Annotated in this window: 27 protein-coding genes; all 27 read left to right on the forward strand. The window is 42.9% G+C overall.

The genetic code is table 11. The features are described 5' to 3' along the window. Nucleotides 1-9 precede the first annotated feature (9 nt). The 27 genes from codY (at nt 10) to AXI57_RS17515 (ending at nt 22,701) form a co-directional block, all read left to right on the forward strand. Complete coding sequence (codY, locus tag AXI57_RS17380) at nt 10-789, forward strand: GTP-sensing pleiotropic transcriptional regulator CodY (RefSeq protein WP_003328951.1); 780 nt, start codon at nt 10-12, stop codon at nt 787-789. A 419-nt stretch (nt 790-1,208) separates the two neighbouring features. Then, a complete protein-coding gene (gene flgB, locus AXI57_RS17390) occupies nt 1,209-1,598 on the forward strand; it encodes a flagellar basal body rod protein FlgB (protein WP_003328950.1) in 390 nt (129 codons plus the stop codon). Continuing rightward, nucleotides 1,598-2,047: a flagellar basal body rod protein FlgC gene (gene flgC / locus AXI57_RS17395; RefSeq protein WP_061670771.1), complete on the forward strand. Its 450-nt coding sequence runs from the start codon at nt 1,598-1,600 to the stop codon at nt 2,045-2,047. Before flgB ends, flgC begins: the two co-directional genes overlap by 1 nt. 10 nt (nt 2,048-2,057) lie before the next feature. Then, entirely contained in the window at nt 2,058-2,378 is a 321-nt protein-coding gene (fliE, locus tag AXI57_RS17400) for a flagellar hook-basal body complex protein FliE (RefSeq protein ID WP_061670772.1), read from the forward strand. Between the two features lie 43 nt (nt 2,379-2,421). Next, a complete protein-coding gene (gene fliF, locus AXI57_RS17405; protein WP_061670773.1) occupies nt 2,422-4,029 on the forward strand; it encodes a flagellar basal-body MS-ring/collar protein FliF in 1,608 nt (535 codons plus the stop codon). 12 nt (nt 4,030-4,041) lie between these two features. Continuing rightward, nucleotides 4,042-5,058, forward strand: a complete 1,017-nt coding sequence (gene fliG, locus AXI57_RS17410) for a flagellar motor switch protein FliG (protein ID WP_003328945.1) — start codon at nt 4,042-4,044, stop codon at nt 5,056-5,058. Next, nucleotides 5,051-5,806, forward strand: coding sequence for a flagellar assembly protein FliH (gene fliH / locus AXI57_RS17415; RefSeq protein WP_061670774.1), 756 nt, complete (start codon nt 5,051-5,053; stop codon nt 5,804-5,806). Before fliG ends, fliH begins: the two co-directional genes overlap by 8 nt. Then, nucleotides 5,803-7,119, forward strand: coding sequence for a flagellar protein export ATPase FliI (fliI, locus tag AXI57_RS17420; RefSeq protein WP_003328943.1), 1,317 nt, complete (start codon nt 5,803-5,805; stop codon nt 7,117-7,119). The genes fliH and fliI overlap by 4 nt, the downstream gene beginning before the upstream one ends. A gap of 2 nt (nt 7,120-7,121) precedes the next feature. Beyond that, on the forward strand, nt 7,122-7,565 hold the full coding sequence (gene fliJ, locus AXI57_RS17425; RefSeq protein WP_003328942.1) for a flagellar export protein FliJ: 444 nt from the start codon (nt 7,122-7,124) through the stop codon (nt 7,563-7,565). An 11-nt stretch (nt 7,566-7,576) separates the two neighbouring features. Next, entirely contained in the window at nt 7,577-8,176 is a 600-nt protein-coding gene (locus tag AXI57_RS17430; RefSeq protein WP_003328941.1) for a MotE family protein, read from the forward strand. A gap of 11 nt (nt 8,177-8,187) precedes the next feature. Next, the gene (locus tag AXI57_RS17435) at nt 8,188-9,612 is read left to right on the forward strand and encodes a flagellar hook-length control protein FliK (RefSeq protein ID WP_061670775.1); all 1,425 of its coding nucleotides are present in this window, start codon (nt 8,188-8,190) and stop codon (nt 9,610-9,612) included. Then, nucleotides 9,609-10,037 carry a flagellar hook assembly protein FlgD gene (gene flgD / locus AXI57_RS17440; protein WP_003328939.1) on the forward strand — a complete coding sequence of 143 codons (429 nt, stop codon included), beginning with the start codon at nt 9,609-9,611 and terminating at the stop codon, nt 10,035-10,037. The genes AXI57_RS17435 and flgD overlap by 4 nt, the downstream gene beginning before the upstream one ends. A gap of 27 nt (nt 10,038-10,064) precedes the next feature. After that, nucleotides 10,065-10,859 carry a flagellar basal body rod protein FlgG gene (gene flgG / locus AXI57_RS17445; RefSeq protein ID WP_003328938.1) on the forward strand — a complete coding sequence of 265 codons (795 nt, stop codon included), beginning with the start codon at nt 10,065-10,067 and terminating at the stop codon, nt 10,857-10,859. Between the two features lie 41 nt (nt 10,860-10,900). Continuing rightward, a complete protein-coding gene (swrD, locus tag AXI57_RS17450) occupies nt 10,901-11,116 on the forward strand; it encodes a swarming motility protein SwrD (RefSeq protein ID WP_003328937.1) in 216 nt (71 codons plus the stop codon). Next, nucleotides 11,113-11,535, forward strand: coding sequence for a flagellar basal body-associated protein FliL (fliL, locus tag AXI57_RS17455; RefSeq protein WP_061670776.1), 423 nt, complete (start codon nt 11,113-11,115; stop codon nt 11,533-11,535). The genes swrD and fliL overlap by 4 nt, the downstream gene beginning before the upstream one ends. 33 nt (nt 11,536-11,568) lie before the next feature. Beyond that, complete coding sequence (gene fliM / locus AXI57_RS17460) at nt 11,569-12,567, forward strand: flagellar motor switch protein FliM (RefSeq protein WP_003328935.1); 999 nt, start codon at nt 11,569-11,571, stop codon at nt 12,565-12,567. Further along, on the forward strand, nt 12,557-13,696 hold the full coding sequence (fliY, locus tag AXI57_RS17465; protein ID WP_061670777.1) for a flagellar motor switch phosphatase FliY: 1,140 nt from the start codon (nt 12,557-12,559) through the stop codon (nt 13,694-13,696). The genes fliM and fliY overlap by 11 nt, the downstream gene beginning before the upstream one ends. Before the next feature lie 26 nt (nt 13,697-13,722). Further along, nucleotides 13,723-14,085 (forward strand): chemotaxis protein CheY, encoded by a 363-nt coding sequence (cheY, locus tag AXI57_RS17470; RefSeq protein WP_003328933.1) that lies wholly within the window; start codon nt 13,723-13,725, stop codon nt 14,083-14,085. 68 nt (nt 14,086-14,153) lie between these two features. Next, nucleotides 14,154-14,762 carry a flagella biosynthesis regulatory protein FliZ gene (gene fliZ, locus AXI57_RS17475; RefSeq protein ID WP_371176583.1) on the forward strand — a complete coding sequence of 203 codons (609 nt, stop codon included), beginning with the start codon at nt 14,154-14,156 and terminating at the stop codon, nt 14,760-14,762. Further along, complete coding sequence (gene fliP, locus AXI57_RS17480; protein ID WP_061670779.1) at nt 14,755-15,420, forward strand: flagellar type III secretion system pore protein FliP; 666 nt, start codon at nt 14,755-14,757, stop codon at nt 15,418-15,420. Before fliZ ends, fliP begins: the two co-directional genes overlap by 8 nt. Nucleotides 15,421-15,434: 14 nt before the next feature. Beyond that, a complete protein-coding gene (fliQ, locus tag AXI57_RS17485; RefSeq protein ID WP_003328930.1) occupies nt 15,435-15,704 on the forward strand; it encodes a flagellar biosynthesis protein FliQ in 270 nt (89 codons plus the stop codon). Nucleotides 15,705-15,711: 7 nt separating this feature from the next. Beyond that, the gene (gene fliR / locus AXI57_RS17490) at nt 15,712-16,491 is read left to right on the forward strand and encodes a flagellar biosynthetic protein FliR (RefSeq protein ID WP_003328929.1); all 780 of its coding nucleotides are present in this window, start codon (nt 15,712-15,714) and stop codon (nt 16,489-16,491) included. Continuing rightward, nucleotides 16,491-17,573 (forward strand): flagellar biosynthesis protein FlhB, encoded by a 1,083-nt coding sequence (gene flhB / locus AXI57_RS17495; protein WP_061670780.1) that lies wholly within the window; start codon nt 16,491-16,493, stop codon nt 17,571-17,573. The genes fliR and flhB overlap by 1 nt, the downstream gene beginning before the upstream one ends. 32 nt (nt 17,574-17,605) lie before the next feature. Then, complete coding sequence (gene flhA / locus AXI57_RS17500; RefSeq protein ID WP_003328927.1) at nt 17,606-19,639, forward strand: flagellar biosynthesis protein FlhA; 2,034 nt, start codon at nt 17,606-17,608, stop codon at nt 19,637-19,639. After that, nucleotides 19,639-20,745, forward strand: coding sequence for a flagellar biosynthesis GTPase FlhF (gene flhF / locus AXI57_RS17505; protein ID WP_061670781.1), 1,107 nt, complete (start codon nt 19,639-19,641; stop codon nt 20,743-20,745). Before flhA ends, flhF begins: the two co-directional genes overlap by 1 nt. Beyond that, nucleotides 20,742-21,632 (forward strand): MinD/ParA family protein, encoded by an 891-nt coding sequence (locus AXI57_RS17510; RefSeq protein WP_013390516.1) that lies wholly within the window; start codon nt 20,742-20,744, stop codon nt 21,630-21,632. The genes flhF and AXI57_RS17510 overlap by 4 nt, the downstream gene beginning before the upstream one ends. A 1-nt stretch (nt 21,633) precedes the next feature. Beyond that, entirely contained in the window at nt 21,634-22,701 is a 1,068-nt protein-coding gene (locus AXI57_RS17515) for a protein-glutamate methylesterase/protein-glutamine glutaminase (RefSeq protein WP_061670782.1), read from the forward strand.

The following is a 22,701-nucleotide window of genomic DNA, read 5'->3' on the forward strand; positions in this document are numbered from 1 at the left end:
TCATTTATTATGGCTTTATTACAAAAAACAAGAATTATTAATTCCATGCTTCAAGCTGCGGCAGGGAAACCGGTAAACTTTAAAGAAATGGCGGAAACACTTCGGGATGTTATTGATTCAAATATTTTCGTCGTAAGCCGCAGAGGAAAGCTGTTAGGTTATTCTATTAATCAGCAAATCGAGAACGACCGTATGAAAAAAATGCTTGAAGACCGTCAGTTCCCGGAAGAATACACAAAAAACCTATTTAATATTCCGGAGACTTCTTCTAATCTGGATATTAACAGTGAGTACACAGCGTTTCCGGTCGAGAACAGAGATCTGTTCCAAGCTGGTTTAACAACAATTGTACCAATTATCGGAGGCGGAGAAAGACTTGGAACGCTTATTCTTTCACGCTTGCAGGATCAATTTGAGGACGATGATCTGATTCTTGCTGAATACGGGGCGACCGTTGTAGGAATGGAAATCCTCAGAGAAAAAGCAGAAGAAATTGAAGAAGAAGCACGCAGCAAAGCTGTAGTTCAAATGGCAATCAGTTCTCTTTCTTACAGTGAGCTTGAAGCGATTGAGCACATCTTTGAAGAACTTGACGGAAACGAAGGCCTGCTTGTGGCGAGTAAAATTGCAGACCGCGTCGGCATTACCCGTTCCGTGATTGTCAATGCGCTCAGAAAGCTGGAAAGTGCCGGTGTCATCGAATCGAGATCACTCGGAATGAAGGGCACTTATATTAAAGTCCTTAACAACAAGTTCTTGATCGAATTAGAAAACCTAAAATCTCATTAATTTTTAAAAAAAGAGGCAGAATCCTATGAAAAAGGGTTCTGCTTCTTTTTTTGCAGGCAGTAAATCTTTAAGCTGAATGTCCTGGGCGAAAAGTCTTTCTGCCAAAAGTTGCAGTTTGAAGTTGATTTTTCCTTTTTTATCTGAGATAATCCATCTCGGTTTGAATTTTGTGAAAAAGCCCGAAAACATAAGGAGAGATCACTGAAAAGCATCTATTTTCTGGCTTATATCAGAGGGGAAAACCTAGTTCGAATATTCTAGGACTAAATACCTAGTTATAAAATAGATATATATGAGGACTTTTTTTTACCCTAACTTCATAGACTTTAAGCCTGTTATTTCTTACAATAAGCATATGGTTTTACAAATCTCGACAAGGATATTTAGTGAAAAAACAACTGAATTGGAGGTAAGTGGATTTGGACTTATTTTCTGGAACTATACAAAATCTTGAAAATGCCTTGGGGAGAGCGAATGTTAAGCAAAAAGTCATAACTAACAATATTGCTAATATAGATACACCGAACTATAAGGCCAAAAAAGTCTCTTTCCAAAATTTGTTGAATCAGGAATCTTCTCGTCTCGAATCGGTAAAAACAGACTATCGACATGTTGACTTTTCGGACACGGGGTCGAATGGTTCAATTGTTGCAAACTCGAACACTGCTTATCAGCAAAACGGAAACAATGTAGACATTGATAAAGAGATGACAGATTTAGCAGAAAATCAAATTAACTATCAAGCATTGGTTGAAAGAATGAGCGGAAAGTTCAATTCTCTGAAAACGGTGTTAACAGGAGGAAAATAATGACTGCATTTCAAAGTTTAAATGTTTCTGGCTCTGCTTTAACCGCTCAGCGTGTCCGTATGGATGTCGTATCATCTAACTTGGCAAATATGGATACGACAAGAGCCAAACAGGTTGATGGTGAATGGGTGCCTTACAGGCGGAAGCTGGTTTCTCTTCAGTCAAACGGTGAGTCGTTTTCATCTATACTACATTCTAGAATGAGCAGCGGGGATGCGGGAAACGGCGTCAAGGTAACTAAGATTACAGAAGACGACTCAGACTTTAATCTGGTATATGATCCGACAAATCCAGATGCAAATGAGGAAGGTTACGTGCAAAAGCCAAATGTCGACCCTTTAAAAGAAATGGTTGACCTCGTAAGCAGCACAAGATCGTATGAAGCAAACGTTACTGCAATGAATGCATCAAAGGGCATGCTGCTAAAAGCTTTAGAAATCGGAAAGTAAGGTGATGAATGTGGTTAATACAATTTCTCCGTTCCAAGTTCAAAATACACAAAGCACTCAACCTGTAACTAGTCAAATAAATAATAACCAAAAAACAGACTCTTCAAACCAAACAAGCTTCTCGGAGCTTTTAAAAAACTCTATTAGTTCGTTAAATGAGTCCCAAGTACAATCTGACAATTTCACAAACGCACTGGCCGCGGGAAAGGATGTTAATCTTGACGAGGTCATGATCGCTGCTCAAAAAGCAAGCATCTCCCTGACTGCCGCGACAGAATTCCGCAATAAAGCGGTGGAAGCCTACCAGGAGATCATGAGAATGCAAATGTAGGGGGTCTGATTGAATAGAATGAGTGGAATGACCGGGGGTTAACATGAATCGTACTCTAATGCAATTAAAAAACAAAACGAGTGAGTTTTGGAACAATAGATCAAAAACACAGAAAGTATTAATGATCAGCAGTTTTGCCGCAATTATCATTCTTATAACTGTCATCAGCGTATTTTCTTCTTCAGAGAAGATGGTGCCTCTTTACAAGGATTTGTCAGCAGAAGAAGCCGGCCAAATTAAAGAAGAACTGGATGCGAAAAAAGTTCCATCAGAGCTGTCGGATGGCGGAACAGTGATTAAGGTTCCCGAAGAGCAGGTGGACACGCTGAAAGTGCAGCTTGCTGCAGAGGGACTTCCTAAAACCGGTTCAATAGATTATTCTTTTTTCGGACAGAATGCCGGGTTTGGATTAACTGACAACGAGTTTGATATGTTAAAAGTTGAAGCGACACAAACGGAATTATCAAACCTGATCAACGAAATGAAAGGCATCAAAAACTCAAAAGTAATGATAAATCTGCCGAAAGACGCTGTCTTTGTAGGAGAGGAGCAATCAACAGCTTCCGCTTCAATCGTCTTGCAGATGAATCCTGGCTATACGCTTGACCAAAGCCAAGTCAACGGCTTGTATCATTTGGTTTCAAAGAGTGTACCGAACTTAAAAGAGGATAACATCGTTATCATGGACCAGAATTCTACATACTACGACAAAAGCAACGGCGATGCCGGGTCCTATGCCGATAGCTATTCTTCCCAGCAGGGAATTAAAACACAAGTTGAAAAAGATATCCAAAAGCATGTTCAAACGCTGTTAGGAACAATGATGGGACAGGATAAAGTCGTTGTGTCTGTTACAACGGATATCGACTTTACAAAAGAAAACCGCACAGAGGATTTGGTAGAGCCTGTCGATAAGGAAAACATGGAAGGTATAGCGGTCAGCGCGGAAAAAGTAGCTGAAACCTATCAGGGTGACAACGCGGCTAACGGAGGGACAGCCGGAACGGGTGATGAAGATACGACCGGTTATGCTCAAACTGATGAAAATTCCGAAAACGGAAATTATGACAAAAGCAGTAATAAAATCAATTACGAAGTCAATCGAATTCACAAAGAGATTGCAGAAAGTCCGTATAAAGTCAGAGATTTAGGGATTCAGGTCATGGTAGAACCGCCTGATGCAAAAAATACAGCATCCCTTTCAGCTGAAAGACAGGATGATATTCAAAAGATACTTGCAACGGTAGTGAGAACTTCTATTGACAAGGATTCACAAGATCAAGAGCTTACCGATGAAGAAATCAATAATAAAATCGTGCTGTCCGTTCAGCCGTTTGATGGAAAAGTGAGCTTGGATACGGCTTCTGAAAAATCGTCAGGTCTGCCGATTTGGGTATACATCGCAGGAGGCGTTCTGCTTGCGGCGATTATTGTCCTTATCATTATGCTTGTGAGGAAGAAACGATCAAATGAGGATGAATATGAAGAATGGACGTATGAAACGCCTCAGGAGCCAATCAATTTACCTGATATCAATGAAGAGGAAAGTGAAACAGAAGAAACAGTCAGACGGAAACAGCTTGAAAAAATGGCGAAGGATAAGCCTGAAGATTTTGCGAAACTGCTGCGCAGCTGGCTGACAGAGGATTAGGAGGGATTAGAAATGGCGAGACGTGATCAAGACAGGCTTACAGGAAAACAAAAAGCGGCCATTCTTATGATTTCCTTAGGATTAGATGTGTCAGCTTCGGTGTACAAGCATTTATCTGAAGAAGAAATAGAGAGACTGACTTTGGAAATTTCAGGGGTCAGAAGTGTGGATCATTCAAAAAAAGATGAGATTATTGAAGAATTTCATAATATCGCAATCGCTCAGGATTACATTTCTCAGGGCGGTTTAAGCTATGCAAGACAAGTTCTTGAAAAAGCGCTTGGAGAAGATAAAGCGGAAAATATCTTAAACAGACTGACATCTTCTTTGCAAGTTAAACCGTTTGATTTTGCCAGAAAAGCAGAGCCGGAGCAAATTTTGAATTTTATCCAGCAAGAGCATCCGCAAACCATGGCGCTGATTTTATCCTATCTGGACCCTGTGCAGGCCGGACAAATTTTATCCGAGCTTAATCCGGAGGTGCAGGCGGAAGTAGCGAGAAGGATTGCTGTGATGGACAGAACTTCACCTGAAATCATTAATGAGGTAGAACGTGTGCTCGAACAAAAATTATCCTCTGCCTTTACGCAAGATTATACACAAACCGGCGGAATTGAAGCTGTAGTCGAAGTGCTTAACGGAGTGGACCGTGGAACAGAGAAGACGATCTTGGATTCGTTAGAGATACAGGATCCGGATCTGGCAGACGAGATCAAAAAACGGATGTTTGTGTTCGAGGATATTGTTACGCTTGATAACCGTGCAATTCAGCGAGTCATTCGCGATGTGGAAAATGACGATCTTCTGCTTTCCTTGAAAGTTGCAAGCGAAGAAGTCAAAGATATTGTATTCAGTAATATGTCACAGCGTATGGTTGAAACGTTTAAAGAAGAAATGGAATTTATGGGTCCTGTACGTTTACGTGATGTCGAAGAAGCTCAATCAAGAATTGTAGGCATCGTCAGGAAGCTTGAAGAAGCAGGTGAAATTGTAATAGCGAGAGGCGGAGGGGACGATATTATTGTCTAATGTCATTAAACAAGAATCATCTATTTCCCCAGAAAAGGAAAGAAGAAAACTCTCTTTGCAAGAAGTTCGTCTGAAAAAAATCGATCTTGAACCGCATGCAGAGGTAAAGCCGGAAGCCCTTATAGCGCGGGCCAAAGCAGAAGCTGACCGAATGTCAGAACAGGCAGCCAGCCAAGTGGAAAATATCCGCCGCCAAATTGAACAGGAAAAAAACAATTGGGCAAACGAAAGGCAGCTTCTGGTTGAGGAAGCGAAACAAGACGGCTTCGAACAAGGCGTGGAGCTTGGGAAAGCAGAAGCTTTACAGCAATACGCAGGGCTGATTAATCAGGCGAATGATATTGCCAAAATGTCTAGAAAAGATCTGGAGGATAAGCTGGAAAGTGCATCTGAAGAGATTGTAGAGCTCGCTGTTGCTCTGGCTAAAAAAGTCTGGCAGCAAAAAGCTGATGACAAAGAGGCGTTCGTTCTGCTTGTCAAACAAGTTATCAATGAAGTGAAGGATTACGATGACATTTCGATATATGTTGACCCTCATTATTATGAGACAGTGTATCAGCATAAAGACGAAATTCAGCAGCTTCTTCATAAAGAGTGCAGATTGGGCTTATATGCAGATGATAAAGCGGCTGAGGGCTCCTGTTATATAGAAACGCCATTTGGCCGGGTGGACGCAAGCGTTGATACCCAGCTGATGCAATTAAAGCATAAACTTTTGACGGCGCTGGAAGCGGGTGCAGATGAATGAAGACACAGCATTTGATAGATTGTGTCGAAATGTCAGATTCATATAAGCGGTACGGAAAGGTCAAACGGGTCATCGGTCTGATGATCGAATCAAAAGGACCTGAGAGTTCGATAGGTGACGTGTGCCTCATTCATCCGAAGGGCTCGTCAGATAAAGTGATTAAAGCCGAGGTCGTCGGCTTTCAGGATGAGAATATTCTCTTAATGCCTTATCTGGAGGCAGCAAGCATTTCGCCCGGCAGCATTGTCGAAGCTACCGGAGAATCGCTCAGGATAAAAGTAGGCGCAGGTCTCATCGGACAGGTTATTGACGCATTTGGCGAACCGCTGGACGGGAAGCTGCTGCCGAAAGGGCTTTCGCCGGTATCGACGGATCAGGCGCCGCCCAATCCGATGAAGCGGCCGCCGATTCGGGAGAAAATGGCTGTCGGAGTCAGGTCGATTGACAGTTTATTGACGGTAGGCAAAGGCCAAAGGATCGGCATTTTTGCAGGCAGTGGCGTCGGAAAAAGTACGCTGATGGGAATGATCGCAAAGCAAACGGAAGCTGACCTAAACGTTATCGCCCTTGTCGGTGAACGCGGGAGAGAAGTCCGTGAATTTATTGAGAAGGACCTTGGCCCAGAAGGACTGAAACGTTCAATTGTTGTGGTTGCTACCTCAGATCAGCCTGCGTTAATGAGGCTCAAGGCCGCTTATACAGCAACGGCGATAGCTGAATATTTCCGCGATAAGGGACAAAATGTCATGTTCATGATGGATTCAGTCACGAGGGTGGCAATGGCGCAGCGGGAGATTGGGCTGGCGGCAGGAGAGCCGCCGACGACAAAAGGATATACACCTTCCGTGTTCGCTATTTTACCCCGTCTTCTAGAGAGAACCGGCGCAAATGAACAAGGAACGATCACAGCTTTTTATACTGTTTTAGTTGATGGAGACGATATGAATGAACCTATAGCTGACACAGTCCGGGGGATTTTAGACGGACATATCGTATTAGACAGGGCTCTGGCGAATAAAGGGCAGTTTCCGGCGGTAAACGTACTAAAAAGCATCAGCCGCGTCATGTCGAATATATCAGCACCGCACCATTTAGACGCAGCCAACAAATTCCGAGAACTTCTGTCAACCTATCAAAACTCAGAGGATCTGATAAACATCGGAGCATATAAAAGAGGGTCTTCCAGAGAAATTGATGAAGCCATACAGTTTTACCCGCAGCTCATACAATTTCTAAAACAAGGAACAGAAGAATCCTCAACTTTAGAAGAAAGTGTTGCTGCATTAACCAGCCTGACAGGAAAAGGGGAATAACCGTGGCTTATCAATTTAGGTTCCAAAAGCTGCTGGAATTAAAAGAAAATGAAAAAGATCAATCATTGTCAGAGTATCAAAAATCGGTTTCTGAATTTGAAACAGTTGCAGAGAAGCTATATGAGAATATGAGCAAAAAAGAGCAGCTGGAGAAAAATAAAGAAACCAAGCTGAAAAGCGGTATGAGTGTCCAGGAAATGAGACATTACCAGCAATTCGTCACTAATCTAGAGAACACCATATATCATTATCAAAAACTTGTGATGATTAAAAGAAACCAAATGAATGAGAAACAAAACGTTCTGACAGAAAAAAATATAGAAGTAAAGAAATTCGAAAAAATGCGTGAAAAACAGTTTAAAATGTTTGCTCTTGAAGACAAAGCTGCCGAGATGAAAGAAATGGACGATATCTCGATTAAGCAGTTTATGATTCAAGGCCATTAGGAGCGAATGTCATGTCGGACAAACAAAAAGAATCCGGTAAGTTTCGGTCGATTCTGTTTATTGTCATCATTCCGCTGATATTTTTGATTATAGCGGGGGCGGTTGTGCTGTGGGCAGCTGGCGTGGATATGATAAAGCCGATTCAGGAGGCAGCCGCCAAAACACCGATTCTTAAAGAATTGGTTCCCGAAACAGAAAACAGTAAAGAAACAGCCGCAAAGCAAGAAGAAAGTAAAACAGCTGCTCTTGAAAAGACCATCAAAGATCAAAAAAGCGAAATCAGTATATTAAACAAGGATTTAGACACAAGTAAAGCTGAAATAGACAGGCTTAACCAGAAAATTCGCTCCCTCGAAAAAACAGCGGAAAGCCAAAGTAAGGATGAGAAAAAAACATCCGCAGCTGCTTCTGCAGAGAGTGATAAGGTCATCAGCATTTACAAGAGCATGGACAGCGGAAAGGCTGCGAAAATCATTGCACAATTAAAAGAGCAGGAAGCGCTGAAAATCTTGAATGGTTTAAGCAAAAAGCAGCTTGCAGACATTTTGACAAAAATGACTCCTGAGCAAGCGGCAAATTATACAGAAAAAATTGCCGCCGGTAAAGAGTAGGGGGAATAAAGGTGAAGCTGCTTGAATTAGCCGGAACACGTATGCAGACTGCAACAGGTGCTGCAGCGAAGAATAACAAAAGTGAAGCGGGGTTTTTCCAAAACTGGCTTTTGTCTGAAATCGGTTCAGTGAAACAGACAGGCGAAGTCAAGGATACTTTGACAAGCGATCAACAGCTCTTAGAAAATGCCTTGAAAAAGATCGGTGACTGGCTGAAAGCAAGTCCGGAAGATCAGGAAAAACAAACTGCAGAGCTTTTACAATCGTTGAATACATTAAAAGGAAAACAGGCGGATGAAGCAATTGTGCCGTTGCTGGAAAATCTGATGAAGATGATTAAAGCCATCCTGCCTGAGCAGACGGAAATGCAGGATGGCTCTCAACATTCTGTATCAGCTGAGTATGCCGCTGTAACAGAAGCCGATGAGATGACTGCTGATGGTTCATCTGATGAAAAGGAAAATGAGGCAGAGCAGTCCACTGACGGCGTGCTTATTTTCATCCAAACAGCCCTTTACCAGTTATTGAAGGAAAGCGACCTATCAGAAAATAAGCAGCAAGCTCAGGCCATTTACAAAAACGGCGATAGCTTTCTGGCAGCTCTAAAAGAAAAGGGTGCGTCAGATCAGCTTATCGAGGAACTCAAACAGCAGGTGTTCACCAAACAGGAATCAGCCTCTAAGCTTTATACGATGTCCAATGCGGAGCTGAAGAGTTTTCGAAGCTTAATGGAACAAATAACGGCACTGCCGCAAAAAGGGACTAAAGATTGGAACATGGCTGAAAGTGAAATGAAAGCCTTCCTGTTGTCAAAATCATCTGACTCGTCCCAAGAGGGTAAACGTGTATCGCTATCAACTCAGTCCTCAGCGATTGAGAGAGAAAACCGCTCACCAAAAAGCATTCAGGCAGCTGACAGCAAGCAAGGAATACATATGCTGTTTTCAGGACATCGGAGCAGCGGGATTCAGAGTATGGCGGCGCAGCTGTCTGCGGAACCACTCGCAACGGAAAGCAAACCTCTTACAGATCAAGTGATCAGCGCGTGGAAACAGATGAAATATACGCCTTTCGGGAGATCAACCGGCAGTTTTACGATTCGGCTGAATCCTGAACATTTGGGCTTTGTCACGATTAAACTGACAAATGAAAACGGAATGTTTCAAAGTAAAATTATCGCATCCAGCCAATCGGCCAAAGAACTGCTGGAACAGCACCTTCCGCAGCTCAAGCAATCTTTGCCGAATATGGCAGTGCAGGTTGACCGTTTCACTCTTCCGATTCAATCAGGAGATCAGCCGGTTTACGGCCAGCTTTCCGATGAGCAAAGACAGCAGCATGACGGACAGAAGCAGCAGAAACAAAAGCAGCAAACAAATGAATTCGGCGACCTTTTGGATGAGATTTCCCATGTTGAATTGGAGGAAGAGGAATGACGACAATTGATTCAGATTATTTACTGTCAAACATCAATAAAAAGAGCTCGTCCAGTACAAATAACACCAGTTTGGGGAAAGATGAATTTTTAAAAATCTTAATGAAACAAGTCCAAAACCAGGATCCGCTCAATCCGGTTGATGATAAAGAATTCATCAGCCAGATGGCCACCTTCTCAAGCTTGGAACAAATGATGAATCTTAACACGACAATGACAAAGTTTGTAGATTACCAAGATCCGTTTACAACCTATGTGAACTGGATCGGCAAAGATGTGTCATGGAGTGAAGGTCAAGACGGCAAGGAACAGACAGGTAAGGTCAGTTCTGTCAAGCACTCAAAAGGTGAATACTTTCTTGTTCTTGAAGACGGCAAAGAGATCAGTCCGTGGAATGTTACATCTGTCGGACAAACATCCAAATAAAAACAGAAAAAATCAGGGGGAATTGACATGTTACGTTCACTATATTCTGGAATCAGCGGCATGAAAAACTTTCAAACAAAGCTTGATGTTATCGGGAATAACATCGCTAACGTAAATACAGTAGGATTTAAAAAAAGCCGGGTTACATTTAAAGACATGGTCAGCCAGACGATTGCAGGCGGTTCAGCAGCCGGCGCGCAGGTCGGCGGTACAAATTCGAAACAGATCGGTTTAGGATCATCAACAGGCACGATTGATACCATTCATTCTACAAGTGCAACTCAAAGTACCGGAAGAACGCTTGACTTAGCGATAGATGGTGATGGATATTTTCAAATTGATAACGGCGAGGGAACAGTTTATACAAGAGCTGGTAACTTCTATTTGGATAATGAAGGTAAATTGGTAACTGGCGACGGCTACTACGTGCAAAAACTCGGCGGAGGCGAAATTACCATTCCTAAGGATGCCCAAAACTTTACCATTGGGCCTGATGGAAGCGTGTCAATTGTAGGGGCAGGAGGAGAAAAGATAGATGGCGGTCAAATCGGTATTGTCACATTCGCAAACAGTGATGGTTTAGATAAAATCGGAAACAGCTTGTATCGTGAATCCTCAAATTCAGGAACTCCAAGCGCTGCTAATATACCGGGCGATGGAGGAACAGGAGAGCTTAAATCAGGTTTCCTTGAAATGTCCAACGTTGATTTGACAGATGAATTCACCGAAATGATTGTCGCGCAGCGCGGTTTCCAATCGAACTCGAAAATTATTACAACGTCTGATGAAATCCTTCAAGAGCTGGTTAACCTTAAACGGTAAGGAGGGAGGAGAGGCGAAGGTTATCGCTTCTCCGCTGTTTTATGATTAAAGTAACCCGTCTGAACGGCCAGCCATTTACGCTTAACGCTCTTTTTATTGAACAGATAGAATGCTTTCCGGACACCACTATCACACTGTCAAATGGAAAAAAATTTGTAGTAAAAGAGAATGAAGAAGCCGTTTTGAAAAAGATCTTATCTTTCTATCAAAAAATACAAGTATTTTCAATGGATCAGGGAGTAGAGGAAACAGAATGAACAAAAAATTAATCATTATTATGCTGATTATTCTTATCGCAATCAGCGCTTTAGGGACGGCTGCTTATTTTATGGTAAGCGGGAAGCTCGGTAAAAGTGATGAGGAACCGACCATTGACGAAATTGTCGAGTCTTCAGTAGACATAGAAGAAATAACAACGAATTTAAAATCTGATCACATCATCAGGATTGCAATAAAACTTGAGACCGATTCAAAAAAAGCCAAGGAAGAACTGGAAAAACGGGACTTTCAGGTGAAGGATGCCATTATTACACTGCTGGCCGATACGAACGCCGATAAGATTGAGGGAGACAAGGGAAAAGAAGTCTTTAAAAGGGAATTAAAAGATAAAGTGAACAGTTATCTCCAAGAAGGAAAAGTAGAGAAAGTATATATTACCTCCTTTAATCTGCAATAAAAACGATTTTGACAGAATACGGAGGTGAGGAAAATGTCAGGAGAAGTTCTTTCCCAAAACGAAATAGATGCATTGCTTTCTGCAATCTCAACAGGTGAAATGGACGCAGAAGAACTGAAAAAGGAAGACAGCGAGAAAAAAGTGAAGGTCTATGATTTCAAACGTGCTTTGCGGTTTTCTAAAGACCAGATCCGCAGTTTAACGAGAATTCATGATAATTTTGCAAGGCTTCTTACCACTCACTTTTCTGCGCAGCTCAGAACTTATATTCATATTTCTGTCAGTTCAGTCGATCAGGTTCCATATGAAGAATTTATTCGCTCTATACCGAACATGACCATATTAAACTTGTTTGATGTTCATCCGATGGAAGGCAGAATTATGATGGAAGTCAACCCGACTGTGGCCTACGCGATGATGGACAGGGTGATGGGCGGCATTGGAATCAGTCATAACAAGGTTGACAGTCTGACTGAAATTGAAACGAAAATTATTTCTAATTTATTTGAAAATGCACTGGGCAATTACAAAGAGGCTTGGCAATCTATTGCTGATATTGAACCCGAAATGACGGAATTTGAAGTGAATCCTCAATTTGTTCAAATGGTCTCGCCTAATGAAACGGTCGTGGTTATTTCACTAAACACGCAAATCGGCGAAATCAGCGGCGTCATTAATCTTTGTATTCCGCATGTCGTACTCGAGCCGATTATACCTAAGCTTTCCGTCCATTATTGGATGCAATCCGAAAGAAATGAACCGAAGCCGGAAGAAACCAAGTCGCTTGAAAAACGTATCATGACAGCACAGATTCCTGTCGTGGCAGAGCTCGGCACATCTGAACTGACGATAGAAGAGTTTTTAAGTTTGGAAGTCGGGGACTGTATCACTTTGGACAAATCAGTAACTGACCCTCTTACTGTATTGGTCGGAGACAAACCGAAATTTTTAGGACAGGCCGGCCGGGTGAATCGAAAACAGGCAGTGCAAATTTTAGATCACGACATAAGAGGTGAAAAAGATGGAGAATAATAGATTATCCCAAGATGAAATCGACGCGCTTCTTAATGGCAGCGGCAGCACTTCGGAGGAGCCGGCACCGGCGAAGCCTGAACTGGATTTATCAGAGATGGAGCGAGATGCGATCGGGGAAATTGGGAATATTTCATTTGGCAGTTCGGCAACAGCTCTTTCCACGCTTTTAAATCAAAAAGTGGACATTACGACGCCGAGTGTAACCGTTATATCAAAAAGTAAAATCAGCGATGAATTTCCGCATCCGTATGTCGCTATTGAAGTGAATTATACTGAAGGCTTCAGCGGGAGCAATCTTCTTGTCGTAGAACAAAGTGACGCGGCTATTATTGCTGATCTGATGATCGGAGGAGACGGAAAGGGAGCAGATCCTTCGCTTGGTGAAATTCACTTGAGCGCCGTTCAGGAAGCAATGAACCAAATGATGGGTTCGGCTGCAACCTCAATGTCAACTGTATTCAGTAAAAAGATCGACATTTCGCCGCCTCGTGTGGAATTGCTCGATGTCAATGAAGAAAAGGGAACAGATCGTATCCCTGCTGACGAAATGCTTGTCAAAGTTTCTTTCCGCTTAAAAGTCGGGGAGTTAATTGACTCAAATATTATGCAGCTTTATCCCATTACATTTGCAAAAGATCTTATTTCAGATCTGATGAATACAGGAAGTTCAAATGAGGATATTCAGCAAGAGGAGCCGGAAGAAACCTACGAGGCCCCAGAAGAGGCCGTCATGCCGGAGCCGCGGTTGGAATCACAGCCGCAGCCAACGCCTAAGAGACAGGGGAAACCGAAAAAAGCAGCACCTGTACAAGTAGCGCCGGTGGAATTTTCGGCATTTGACCCGACCGAGGCGCCTCAAGCCCATTTGAATAATCTTGATATGCTGATGGATATTCCGCTTTCCATTACTGTGGAACTCGGAAGAACAAAAAGAAGCGTAAAGGAAATTCTTGAGCTTTCAGCCGGAAGCATTATTGAGCTTGATAAATTGGCCGGAGAGCCTGTTGATATTTTAGTCAACCAGCGCATCGTCGCGAAGGGCGAGGTCGTGGTCATTGAGGAAAACTTCGGTGTAAGAGTCACTGACATTTTGAGTCAGGCAGAACGAATTAACAACTTAAAATAACCAACCACAAGGAGAGAGACAAACTTATGGCACACAGAATTTTGATTGTAGACGATGCAGCATTTATGAGAATGATGATTAAAGATATTTTGGTGAAAAACGGTTTTGATGTAGTAGCTGAAGCCCAGGACGGAGCGCAGGCGGTTGAAAAATTTAAAGAGCATTCGCCTGATCTAGTTACAATGGATATTACGATGCCTGAAATGGACGGGATTACAGCTTTAAAAGAAATTAAGCAAATTGATCCTCAAGCGAAAATTATTATGTGTTCTGCAATGGGGCAGCAATCGATGGTCATTGATGCCATTCAGGCAGGCGCAAAAGATTTTATCGTTAAACCTTTCCAAGCAGACCGTGTACTTGAAGCGATTAATAAAACATTAAGTTAAAGGGTGTACGACTGTTGAATAAAAAGCACTATGTAATAGCTTTCATAAGTTTTTTCATTTTGTTCAGTATGCATCCGCTTTCTGCATTTGCGGCAGATTCCGGTGATTCAACCGTAAACGAATGGTTTCAAAATAAAGATGGGAAAACAACCGGCAAATCAGAGCAAAAGGCTGAAAAAACGAAACAAACTGTTGATGATGGGATAGAAGAGGCTTCAGCTTCTTCTGTCTCAGCTTTTGATTTTGTAAAGTTGATTTTCGCTTTGCTGTTTGTCATCCTGCTGATTTATGGATTGGTTAAGCTTATGAACAAAAGGAATCGCCTGTTAAAGCCATTTCAATATGTTGAAAACATCGGCGGCACATCTGTCGGACAAAACCGTTCAGTACAGCTGATCAAAGTAGGGAAAAGAGTTTTGGTTGTCGGTGTGGGAGATACGATCCAGCTCCTGAAAGAAATCGACAATGAAGAAGAACGAGAGGCGATTCTCGCCCAGCACGAAGAGGCAATGAGCAGCAAAGTGGAGTGGCCGAAACTGATGAATCCATTAAAGGGTTCTGAGAAGAAGCCGCAGCAGATGCTTCCGTCATTCTCAAAAGCATTAAAAGAGCAGCTTGAAGAGCTGAAACAAAACCGTTCTGAAGGAAAGAAGAAAGGCCCACATCACCATGAATGAGTTCATTAATATTTTCAATTCAAGCGATCCGGATAACGTCAGTTCAACTGTGAAATTATTGTTATTGTTAACTGTATTTTCAGTTGCGCCTGGAATATTAATTCTGATGACATGCTTTACACGCATTGTCATTGTCCTGTCCTTTGTCAGAACCTCGCTGGCCACTCAGTCTATGCCGCCCAACCAGGTTCTCATCGGGCTTGCGCTGTTTTTGACTTTTTTTATCATGGCTCCGACGTTTTCAGAGATTAATAAGGAAGCGCTGACGCCATTGATGGATAACAAAATCAGCCTTGACGAAGCTTATACAAAAGCAGAGGAACCGATTAAAGAATTTATGAGTAAGCATACACGGCAAAAGGATTTGGCATTGTTTATGAATTACGCCAAAATGGATAAACCCGAATCGCTAAAAGACATTCCCCTTACGACAATGGTTCCGGCGTTTGCCATATCGGAACTGAAAACAGCGTTTCAAATCGGTTTTATGATTTTTATTCCTTTTTTAATTATTGATATGGTAGTGGCAAGTGTCTTAATGTCTATGGGAATGATGATGCTTCCGCCGGTTATGATTTCTCTGCCCTTTAAAATTTTACTGTTTGTTTTAGTGGACGGCTGGTATTTAATTGTGAAATCTTTGCTGCAGAGCTTTTAGGGTAGGTGTTAAACGTGAGTTCAGAATTTGTAATTTCCATGGCGGAAAAAGCCGTGTATGTAACGCTGCTGATCAGCGGACCTCTGCTTGCGATCGCTTTATTGGTCGGTTTGGTCGTCAGTATCTTTCAAGCAACAACACAAATCCAGGAGCAGACTCTTGCGTTCATTCCGAAAATTGTGGCGGTTCTCTTAGGACTGATCTTTTTCGGTCCGTGGATGCTGTCGACCATTCTTTCGTTTACAACAGAGCTGTTTTCTAATTTAAACCGATTTGCAGGTTAATGGATCTATGAATTCAATAATTGATTTATTTCCCGCTTTTTTATTGGTTTTTATTCGGATTTCCGCTTTCTTTGTGACGATTCCGCTCTTCGGCCATCGAAATGTGCCTGCTGTGCATCGGATCGGGTTTGCTTTTTTTCTCGCTGTGATTTGCTTCAGCACGCTCGATCAAGCACCTTCAATCGAAATAGACGAACATTACATGCTTCTTGCGGTTAAAGAGACTGTAGTCGGACTTAGTCTTGGTTTGATTGCCTTTATTATGATCGCCGCTGTTCAGATTGCCGGCTCATTTATTGATTTTCAGATGGGATTTGCAATTGCAAACGTTATTGATCCTCAAACGGGCGCACAGAGTCCGTTAATCGGACAATTTATATATACAATGGCGCTTTTGTTCATGCTGAGTGTCAATGCCCATCATCTGCTGCTAGACGGCATTTATTACAGCTTTCAATATATTTCCATAGACCAGGCGTTCCCTGCCTTTGGAAATGAAGAGTTTGCTTATTTCATAGCAAAAAGCTTCAATGCTATGTTTATTATCGCCTTTCAAATGTCGGCGCCGGTCGTTGCCAGTCTTTTTTTGGTTGATCTTGCTTTAGGTATTGTGGCCCGGACGGTTCCGCAGCTGAATGTGTTTGTTGTGGGGCTGCCTTTAAAAATCGCCGTCAGTTTCATCATGCTGATTGTTTGTATGTCCGTTATCTTCGGTGTCATTCAAAACATCTTCAGCCTGACAATAGAAACGATGCGGAATCTATTAGCATTGGTCGGTGTTTCATAATGAAGCTAAGAATGGACCTGCAATTTTTTGCCGGAGAAAAGACGGAGAAAGCAACACCGAAAAAAAGACAGGACACGAGAAAGAAAGGTCAGGTTGCCAAAAGTGCCGATGTAAATACTGCGGTTTCACTGCTGGTGGTATTTCTTTCTTTCATTGCTATCGGACCGTACATGCGAGACAGGCTGCTATCATTCCTTGAAACGTTTTATACAGAATCGCTGACGATGAAACTCTCGATGTCGAATGTCCACACGCTGTTTATTGATTTATTAAAGGATACAGGTATCATTCTCGCTCCTATCATGCTTGTCGCGCTTATAGCAGGCGTCATAAGCAATTACATGCAGGTTGGAATCTTATTTTCTGCAGAAGTAATCAAGCCTGATCTGAAAAAACTAAGCCCTTTAAAAGGGTTTAAACGAATATACAGCATGAGAGCGATTGTAGAACTGCTGAAGTCTATTTTAAAAATTGCGGTTGTAGGTTTTGCCGCCTTTCTTGTGCTTTGGACGCACTACGGAGAAATCCTCCGTCTGCCGCTCTTGACGCCGGAAGAGGTCCTCTCCTTTGTTTCTAAACTAACTCTGTGGATGGGGTTGAGCGGCGCCGGGGCTTTAATGGTTCTGGCCGGGCTCGACTATTTATATCAAAAATTTGATTATGAGAAAAACATCCGAATGTCAAAACAGGATATAAAAGACGAGTATAAGAAATCAGAGGGAGATCCGATTATTAAATCAAAGATTAAGCAAAGGCAGCGTGAAATGGCAATGAGGCGCATGATGCAGGAAGTGCCGAAAGCTGATGTCATTATTACAAACCCGACCCACTATGCGATCGCATTAAAATATGACGAGCACAAGATGGATGCCCCATATATCATTGCAAAAGGCGTTGACCATCTTGCATTAAAAATCAAACAGATTGCAAAAGAGCATGATGTGATGACGGTGGAAAACAGACCGCTTGCCCGTGCGTTATATGATCAGGTTGAGATTGATCAGGCAGTGCCGGAAGAGTTTTTTAAAGTCATTGCAGAAATTTTAGCTTATGTCTATAAAACGAAACAAAAAGTACATTGAATTTTCAGATTCAGAAGGAGAGAAAAAACAGCATGTCAACAAGAGATTTATCCGTTTTAATTAGTGTTGTCCTCATTGTGGCAATGCTGGTCATCCCATTTCCTCCATGGTTGTTAAGTATTTTGATCATTATTAATATCTCTCTTGCTTTGATCGTGCTTCTCACCACAATGAATATGCAAGAACCGCTGCAATTTTCAATTTTCCCGTCATTGCTGCTGCTATTGACGCTATTTCGGCTCGGGCTGAATGTATCGACAACCCGTTCGATTCTGTCACATGGCGAAGGGGGAAAAGTCGTCGAGACATTCGGCAATTTCGTTGTCGGCGGAAATGTTTTAGTCGGACTTGTTGTATTTATTATTTTGATTATCATTCAGTTTGTCGTGATTACAAAAGGTGCAGAGCGTGTTTCCGAAGTGGCTGCAAGATTTACCCTTGACGCGATGCCCGGAAAGCAGATGAGTATTGACGCTGATCTGAACGCGGGCATGGTCACGGAGCAGGAAGCGAAGCACCGTCGTGAAAAGGTAGCCAGAGAGGCTGACTTTTACGGAGCGATGGATGGAGCAAGCAAATTCGTAAAAGGGGACGCAATTGCCGGAATTATCATCGTGATGATTAATATTATTTTCGGCATTATTATCGGAATGCTTCAGCAAGGCATGAGCATTCAAGAGTCGGCCTCCCACTTTACGATGCTGACGGTAGGCGACGGGATCGTTTCGCAAATTCCGGCGCTTTTAATCTCAACGGCCACGGGAATCGTGGTGACGCGGGCGGCTTCGGAAGGAAATCTCGGCCATGACATTACAGGCCAGCTTTTCGCATACCCGAAGCTTCTCTATGTCACGGCGGTAACGATTTTATTACTTGGTTTATTTACACCGATCGGGATTCTGCTTACAGGCCCTCTTGCAGGCCTGCTGGCTTTTGGAGCCTATTCGCTTTCTAAGGCCGGAAAGCAAAAAGAAGAAGTGGATGAAGTTCTTGAGGAAGAAGCGGAAGTGGATGAGCTGAAGAGCCCTGAAAGCGTTGTACATCTGCTGCATATCGATCCGATTGAATTTGAGTTCGGATATGGTCTTATCCCGCTTGCGGATGCTAATCAGGGCGGCGATCTTTTAGACCGCATCGTGATGATCAGACGGCAGCTCGCAATTGAACTGGGCCTTGTGATTCCCGTAGTTCGCATTCGGGATAATATCGCACTGCAGCCGAATGAGTACCGCTTAAAAATTAAAGGGAATGAAGTGGCAAAAGGTGAGCTTTTGCTTGATCACTATTTAGCAATGTCCCCGTCATCTGAAGATGATCTGATTGAAGGAATAGAAACGATAGAGCCTTCATTCGGGCTCCCAGCCAAATGGATCGGGGAAGCCGCAAAAGACGAAGCGGATATGCTCGGCTATACGGTTGTTGATCCGGCTTCGGTCGTCTCCACCCATATTACGGAAAAGATAAAACAATATGCACACGAACTGATCGGAAGGCAGGAGACGAAACAGCTGATCGACCACTTGAAGGAAACGTATCCTGTTCTTGTGGACGAAGTGACGCCTAATCCCTTGTCTGTCGGTGAAATTCAAAAGGTTCTCTCTAAGCTTTTAAAAGAAAAAGTGTCCATCAGGAATTTAGTGACGATATTTGAAACACTTGCGGATTACGGAAAACTAACCACAGACTCTGACCTTTTGACAGAATATACGAGACAGGCGCTGGCTAAACAAATTACAGCACAATTTGCTAAAGAAGATGAGACGTTAAAGGTGATTACTTGTTCAGGCCGGGTAGAAAAAGCGATTGCTGACGGTGTGCAGCAGACAGAGCACGGCAATTATTTGTCGCTTGAGCCTGATGTGTCCGAAAGTATTGTGCGCTCTGTCGCCAAAGAGGCAGAACAACTGTCCATCAGGCAAGAGTCAGCGATCCTGCTGTGTTCACCGCCTGTCAGAATGTATGTGAAGCAGCTGCTTGAACGATATTTCCCGGAACTGCCTGTGCTCTCATATAACGAGCTTGAGGCAAATGTTGAAGTACAAAGCATTGGAGTGGTGGATATTTAATGAAAATAAAAAAATTTAAAGCCGCTTCAATGCAGGAAGCAGCGATTCAAATAAAAAAAGAGCTGGGCAAAGATGCAGTGATATTAAATTCAAAGCAAATCCAAAAGCGGAAATGGTTTGGATTTTCAAAAAAATCAGCTGTTGAGGTTATAGCTGTAATGGACCAGGATTTTTCGGAGCAGCGAAAACCTGATCCGAAAATTGATACTGTGCCGAAAAAGTCTCTTGAAGCGTCCTCCAGTGCCCCGCGTGTTCAAGAGCAGGAACAGCGGGTACATGAGACAGTTCAGGTCGTTCTCAATGAAACGTCTGATTATCAGTCAATGCTGCCTGAACCGCTTCGAAAGGCCGAACAGCTTCTGCAGGATGCGGGAATCAAAGATTCCATTAAAACCAGTGTGATGAGCCGCTTACTTCATGACTCAATTTCAGCAGGCGATCTGACTGAAGAGAACGTGGTTCGTAAATTACAGGATGTTTTATGCGAGGCGCTTCCGCCGAAAGATAGGTGGCAGGAAGCGATCTCTTCCCAATATATCGTGTTATTTGGCTCCACAGGCGCCGGAAAGACGACAACGCTGGCAAAGCTCGCAGCGTCTTCTATGCTGGACAAACATAAAAAAATCGCATTTATCACAACAGACACATACCGGATAGCGGCAGTAGAGCAGCTGAAAACTTATGCGGAGCTGCTGCAGGCGCCTATGGAAGTCTGTTATACAAATGAAGAGTTTTTGCAGGCGAAAGAAACATTCTCTGAATATGATCATGTATTTATTGATACGGCCGGCAGAAATTTTAAAGAACAACAATACATTGAAGAGTTAAAAGAAACGATTCCATTTGAAAACAGCATACAGTCATTTCTTGTATTGTCGGCAACTTCTAAGTACGAAGACATGAAAGACATCGTCAAACGATTTTCAAGCGTGCCGGTCAATCAATTCATTTTTACGAAGGCTGATGAGACAGCTTCATTAGGCTCTGTATTTCATATTTTAGCAGAATCCAAAATCGGAGCAGGGTTTATCACAAACGGCCAAAATGTGCCGGAGGATATACAATCAGTTTCTCCTGAGGATTTTGTAAGGATGCTTATGAAATGACCAGACCGGATCAAGCCGAAACATTAAGAAAAAAAATGGAGTCACGGCTGAGAAATGTGCCCGTACTTTATCCGCGAAAAGCGAAAACGCTGGCTGTGATAAGCGGCAAAGGCGGCGTCGGAAAATCGAATATCACTTTGAATCTGGCCCTCGCGCTACAGGAAAAAGGCAAAAAGGTGCTGCTGATTGATCTGGATATCGGGATGGGCAATATTGATGTGTTAATCGGTACTTCATCTTCCCGAACGATTATTGACGTATTAACAGATCGAAAACCTTTAACCCATTCGTTATCCGCGGGGCCAATGGGTCTTCGGTATATATCCGGAGGGACCGGTCTTGATGCGATGTTTGAGCTGGATCAGGAGAGATGGTCATTTTTTATGAATGAGCTTGCCGGTTCCTTAACTGAGTTTGATTACGTACTGTTCGATATGGGAGCGGGATTATCAAAAGACGCTCTGCCGTTTATCTTGGCGGCAGATGATATTTTGATCGTTACCACTCCTGAACCCACTGCCATTATGGATGCATACAGCGCAGTTAAACACTTGGTGCAGACAGGAAACAAACTGTCAATGAAGGTCGCGGTTAATCGTTCCCGTGATCAAAAGGATGGGCTGTACACGTTTTCCCGCCTTTCTCATACGGTTAAAACATTTTTGGATGAAGCTGTTCAATTTGCCGGCACCATCCCGGACGATCCGTTAGTGAGTAAGGCTGTTATTGAACAGATGCCTTTTATGATAAAAAGTCCTCAATCAAGAGTAAGCAGGTCTGTCCGGCTCTTGGCGGATGTCCTGTTTCAAATAGAAGAAAACCAACCAGCAGAAGAGAAACAGACATTTATTGAGAAATTATCTTCTTTTTTAATGAGGAGGACATAATGTGATTCGTGTTCTTGTAGTTGATGATTCAGCATTTATGAGAAAACTGATAAGCGATTTTCTAACCGCCGAAAGTCAGATAGAAGTAATCGGAACAGCGAGAAACGGAGAAGAGGCGCTGCAAAAAATTAATGCGCTTCAGCCAGACGTTGTGACGCTTGATATTGAGATGCCTGTAATGAATGGAACAGATACGCTGCAAAAAATTCTCAATACCTATCAATTGCCGGTCATTATGGTATCTAGCCAAACGCAGCAAGGAAAAGAAGTTACAATTGACTGTTTGGAGATGGGGGCGTTTGATTTTATCACAAAGCCCTCCGGCTCTATTTCTCTGGATTTATATAAAATAAAAGAACAATTGGTGGAAAGAGTAATTGCAGCAGGGCTCTCAACGGAACAAAAGACTGAAGCTGCACCAATTACTCCCCCTCCGCCAAGGCGCGCCGCCAAAATTGAGTTAGTAAAACCGATATCTGCCGCCGCAAAGCACATTGTTTGTCTCGGCACGTCAACGGGCGGCCCCCGGGCATTGCAGAAGGTAATTCCGAAACTGCCGAAGGATCTGAAAGCGCCGGTTCTCATTGTCCAGCATATGCCTGAAGGGTTTACGGCATCTTTAGCCGACAGATTAAATCATTTGTCAGATATACAAGTAAAAGAAGCAAAAGATGGCGAAATGGCGTCAGAAGGCTGTGTTTACATTGCGCCGGGCGGTAAAAACATGTCGGTTGTAAAAACGGGCGCCGGACTTCAGATTAGTCTTGACAGCAAAGTGACGCCAAGCCGCCATAAACCGTCAGTCGATTATTTGTTCCGATCTGTTAGCCGGCTTTCTGACTATGCAAAGGTTGCGGTGATTATGACCGGCATGGGAAGTGACGGCACAGAAGGCATCAAAGAAATTCTTGCGGCGGGTAATGTGAAAACAATAGCTGAATCTGAAGAATCCTGTGTTGTATTTGGAATGCCGAAATCGGCAATTAAAGCAGGCCTCATACATGAAATCAAGCATGTAGAAGATATCGCAGCAGCCATCACAAGCAGTGTGAAAAAAGAGAGGGTGTGA

Origin of the sequence: Bacillus atrophaeus (assembly GCF_001584335.1) — a bacterium.
GTDB classification, from domain to species: Bacteria; Bacillota; Bacilli; order Bacillales; family Bacillaceae; genus Bacillus; species Bacillus atrophaeus.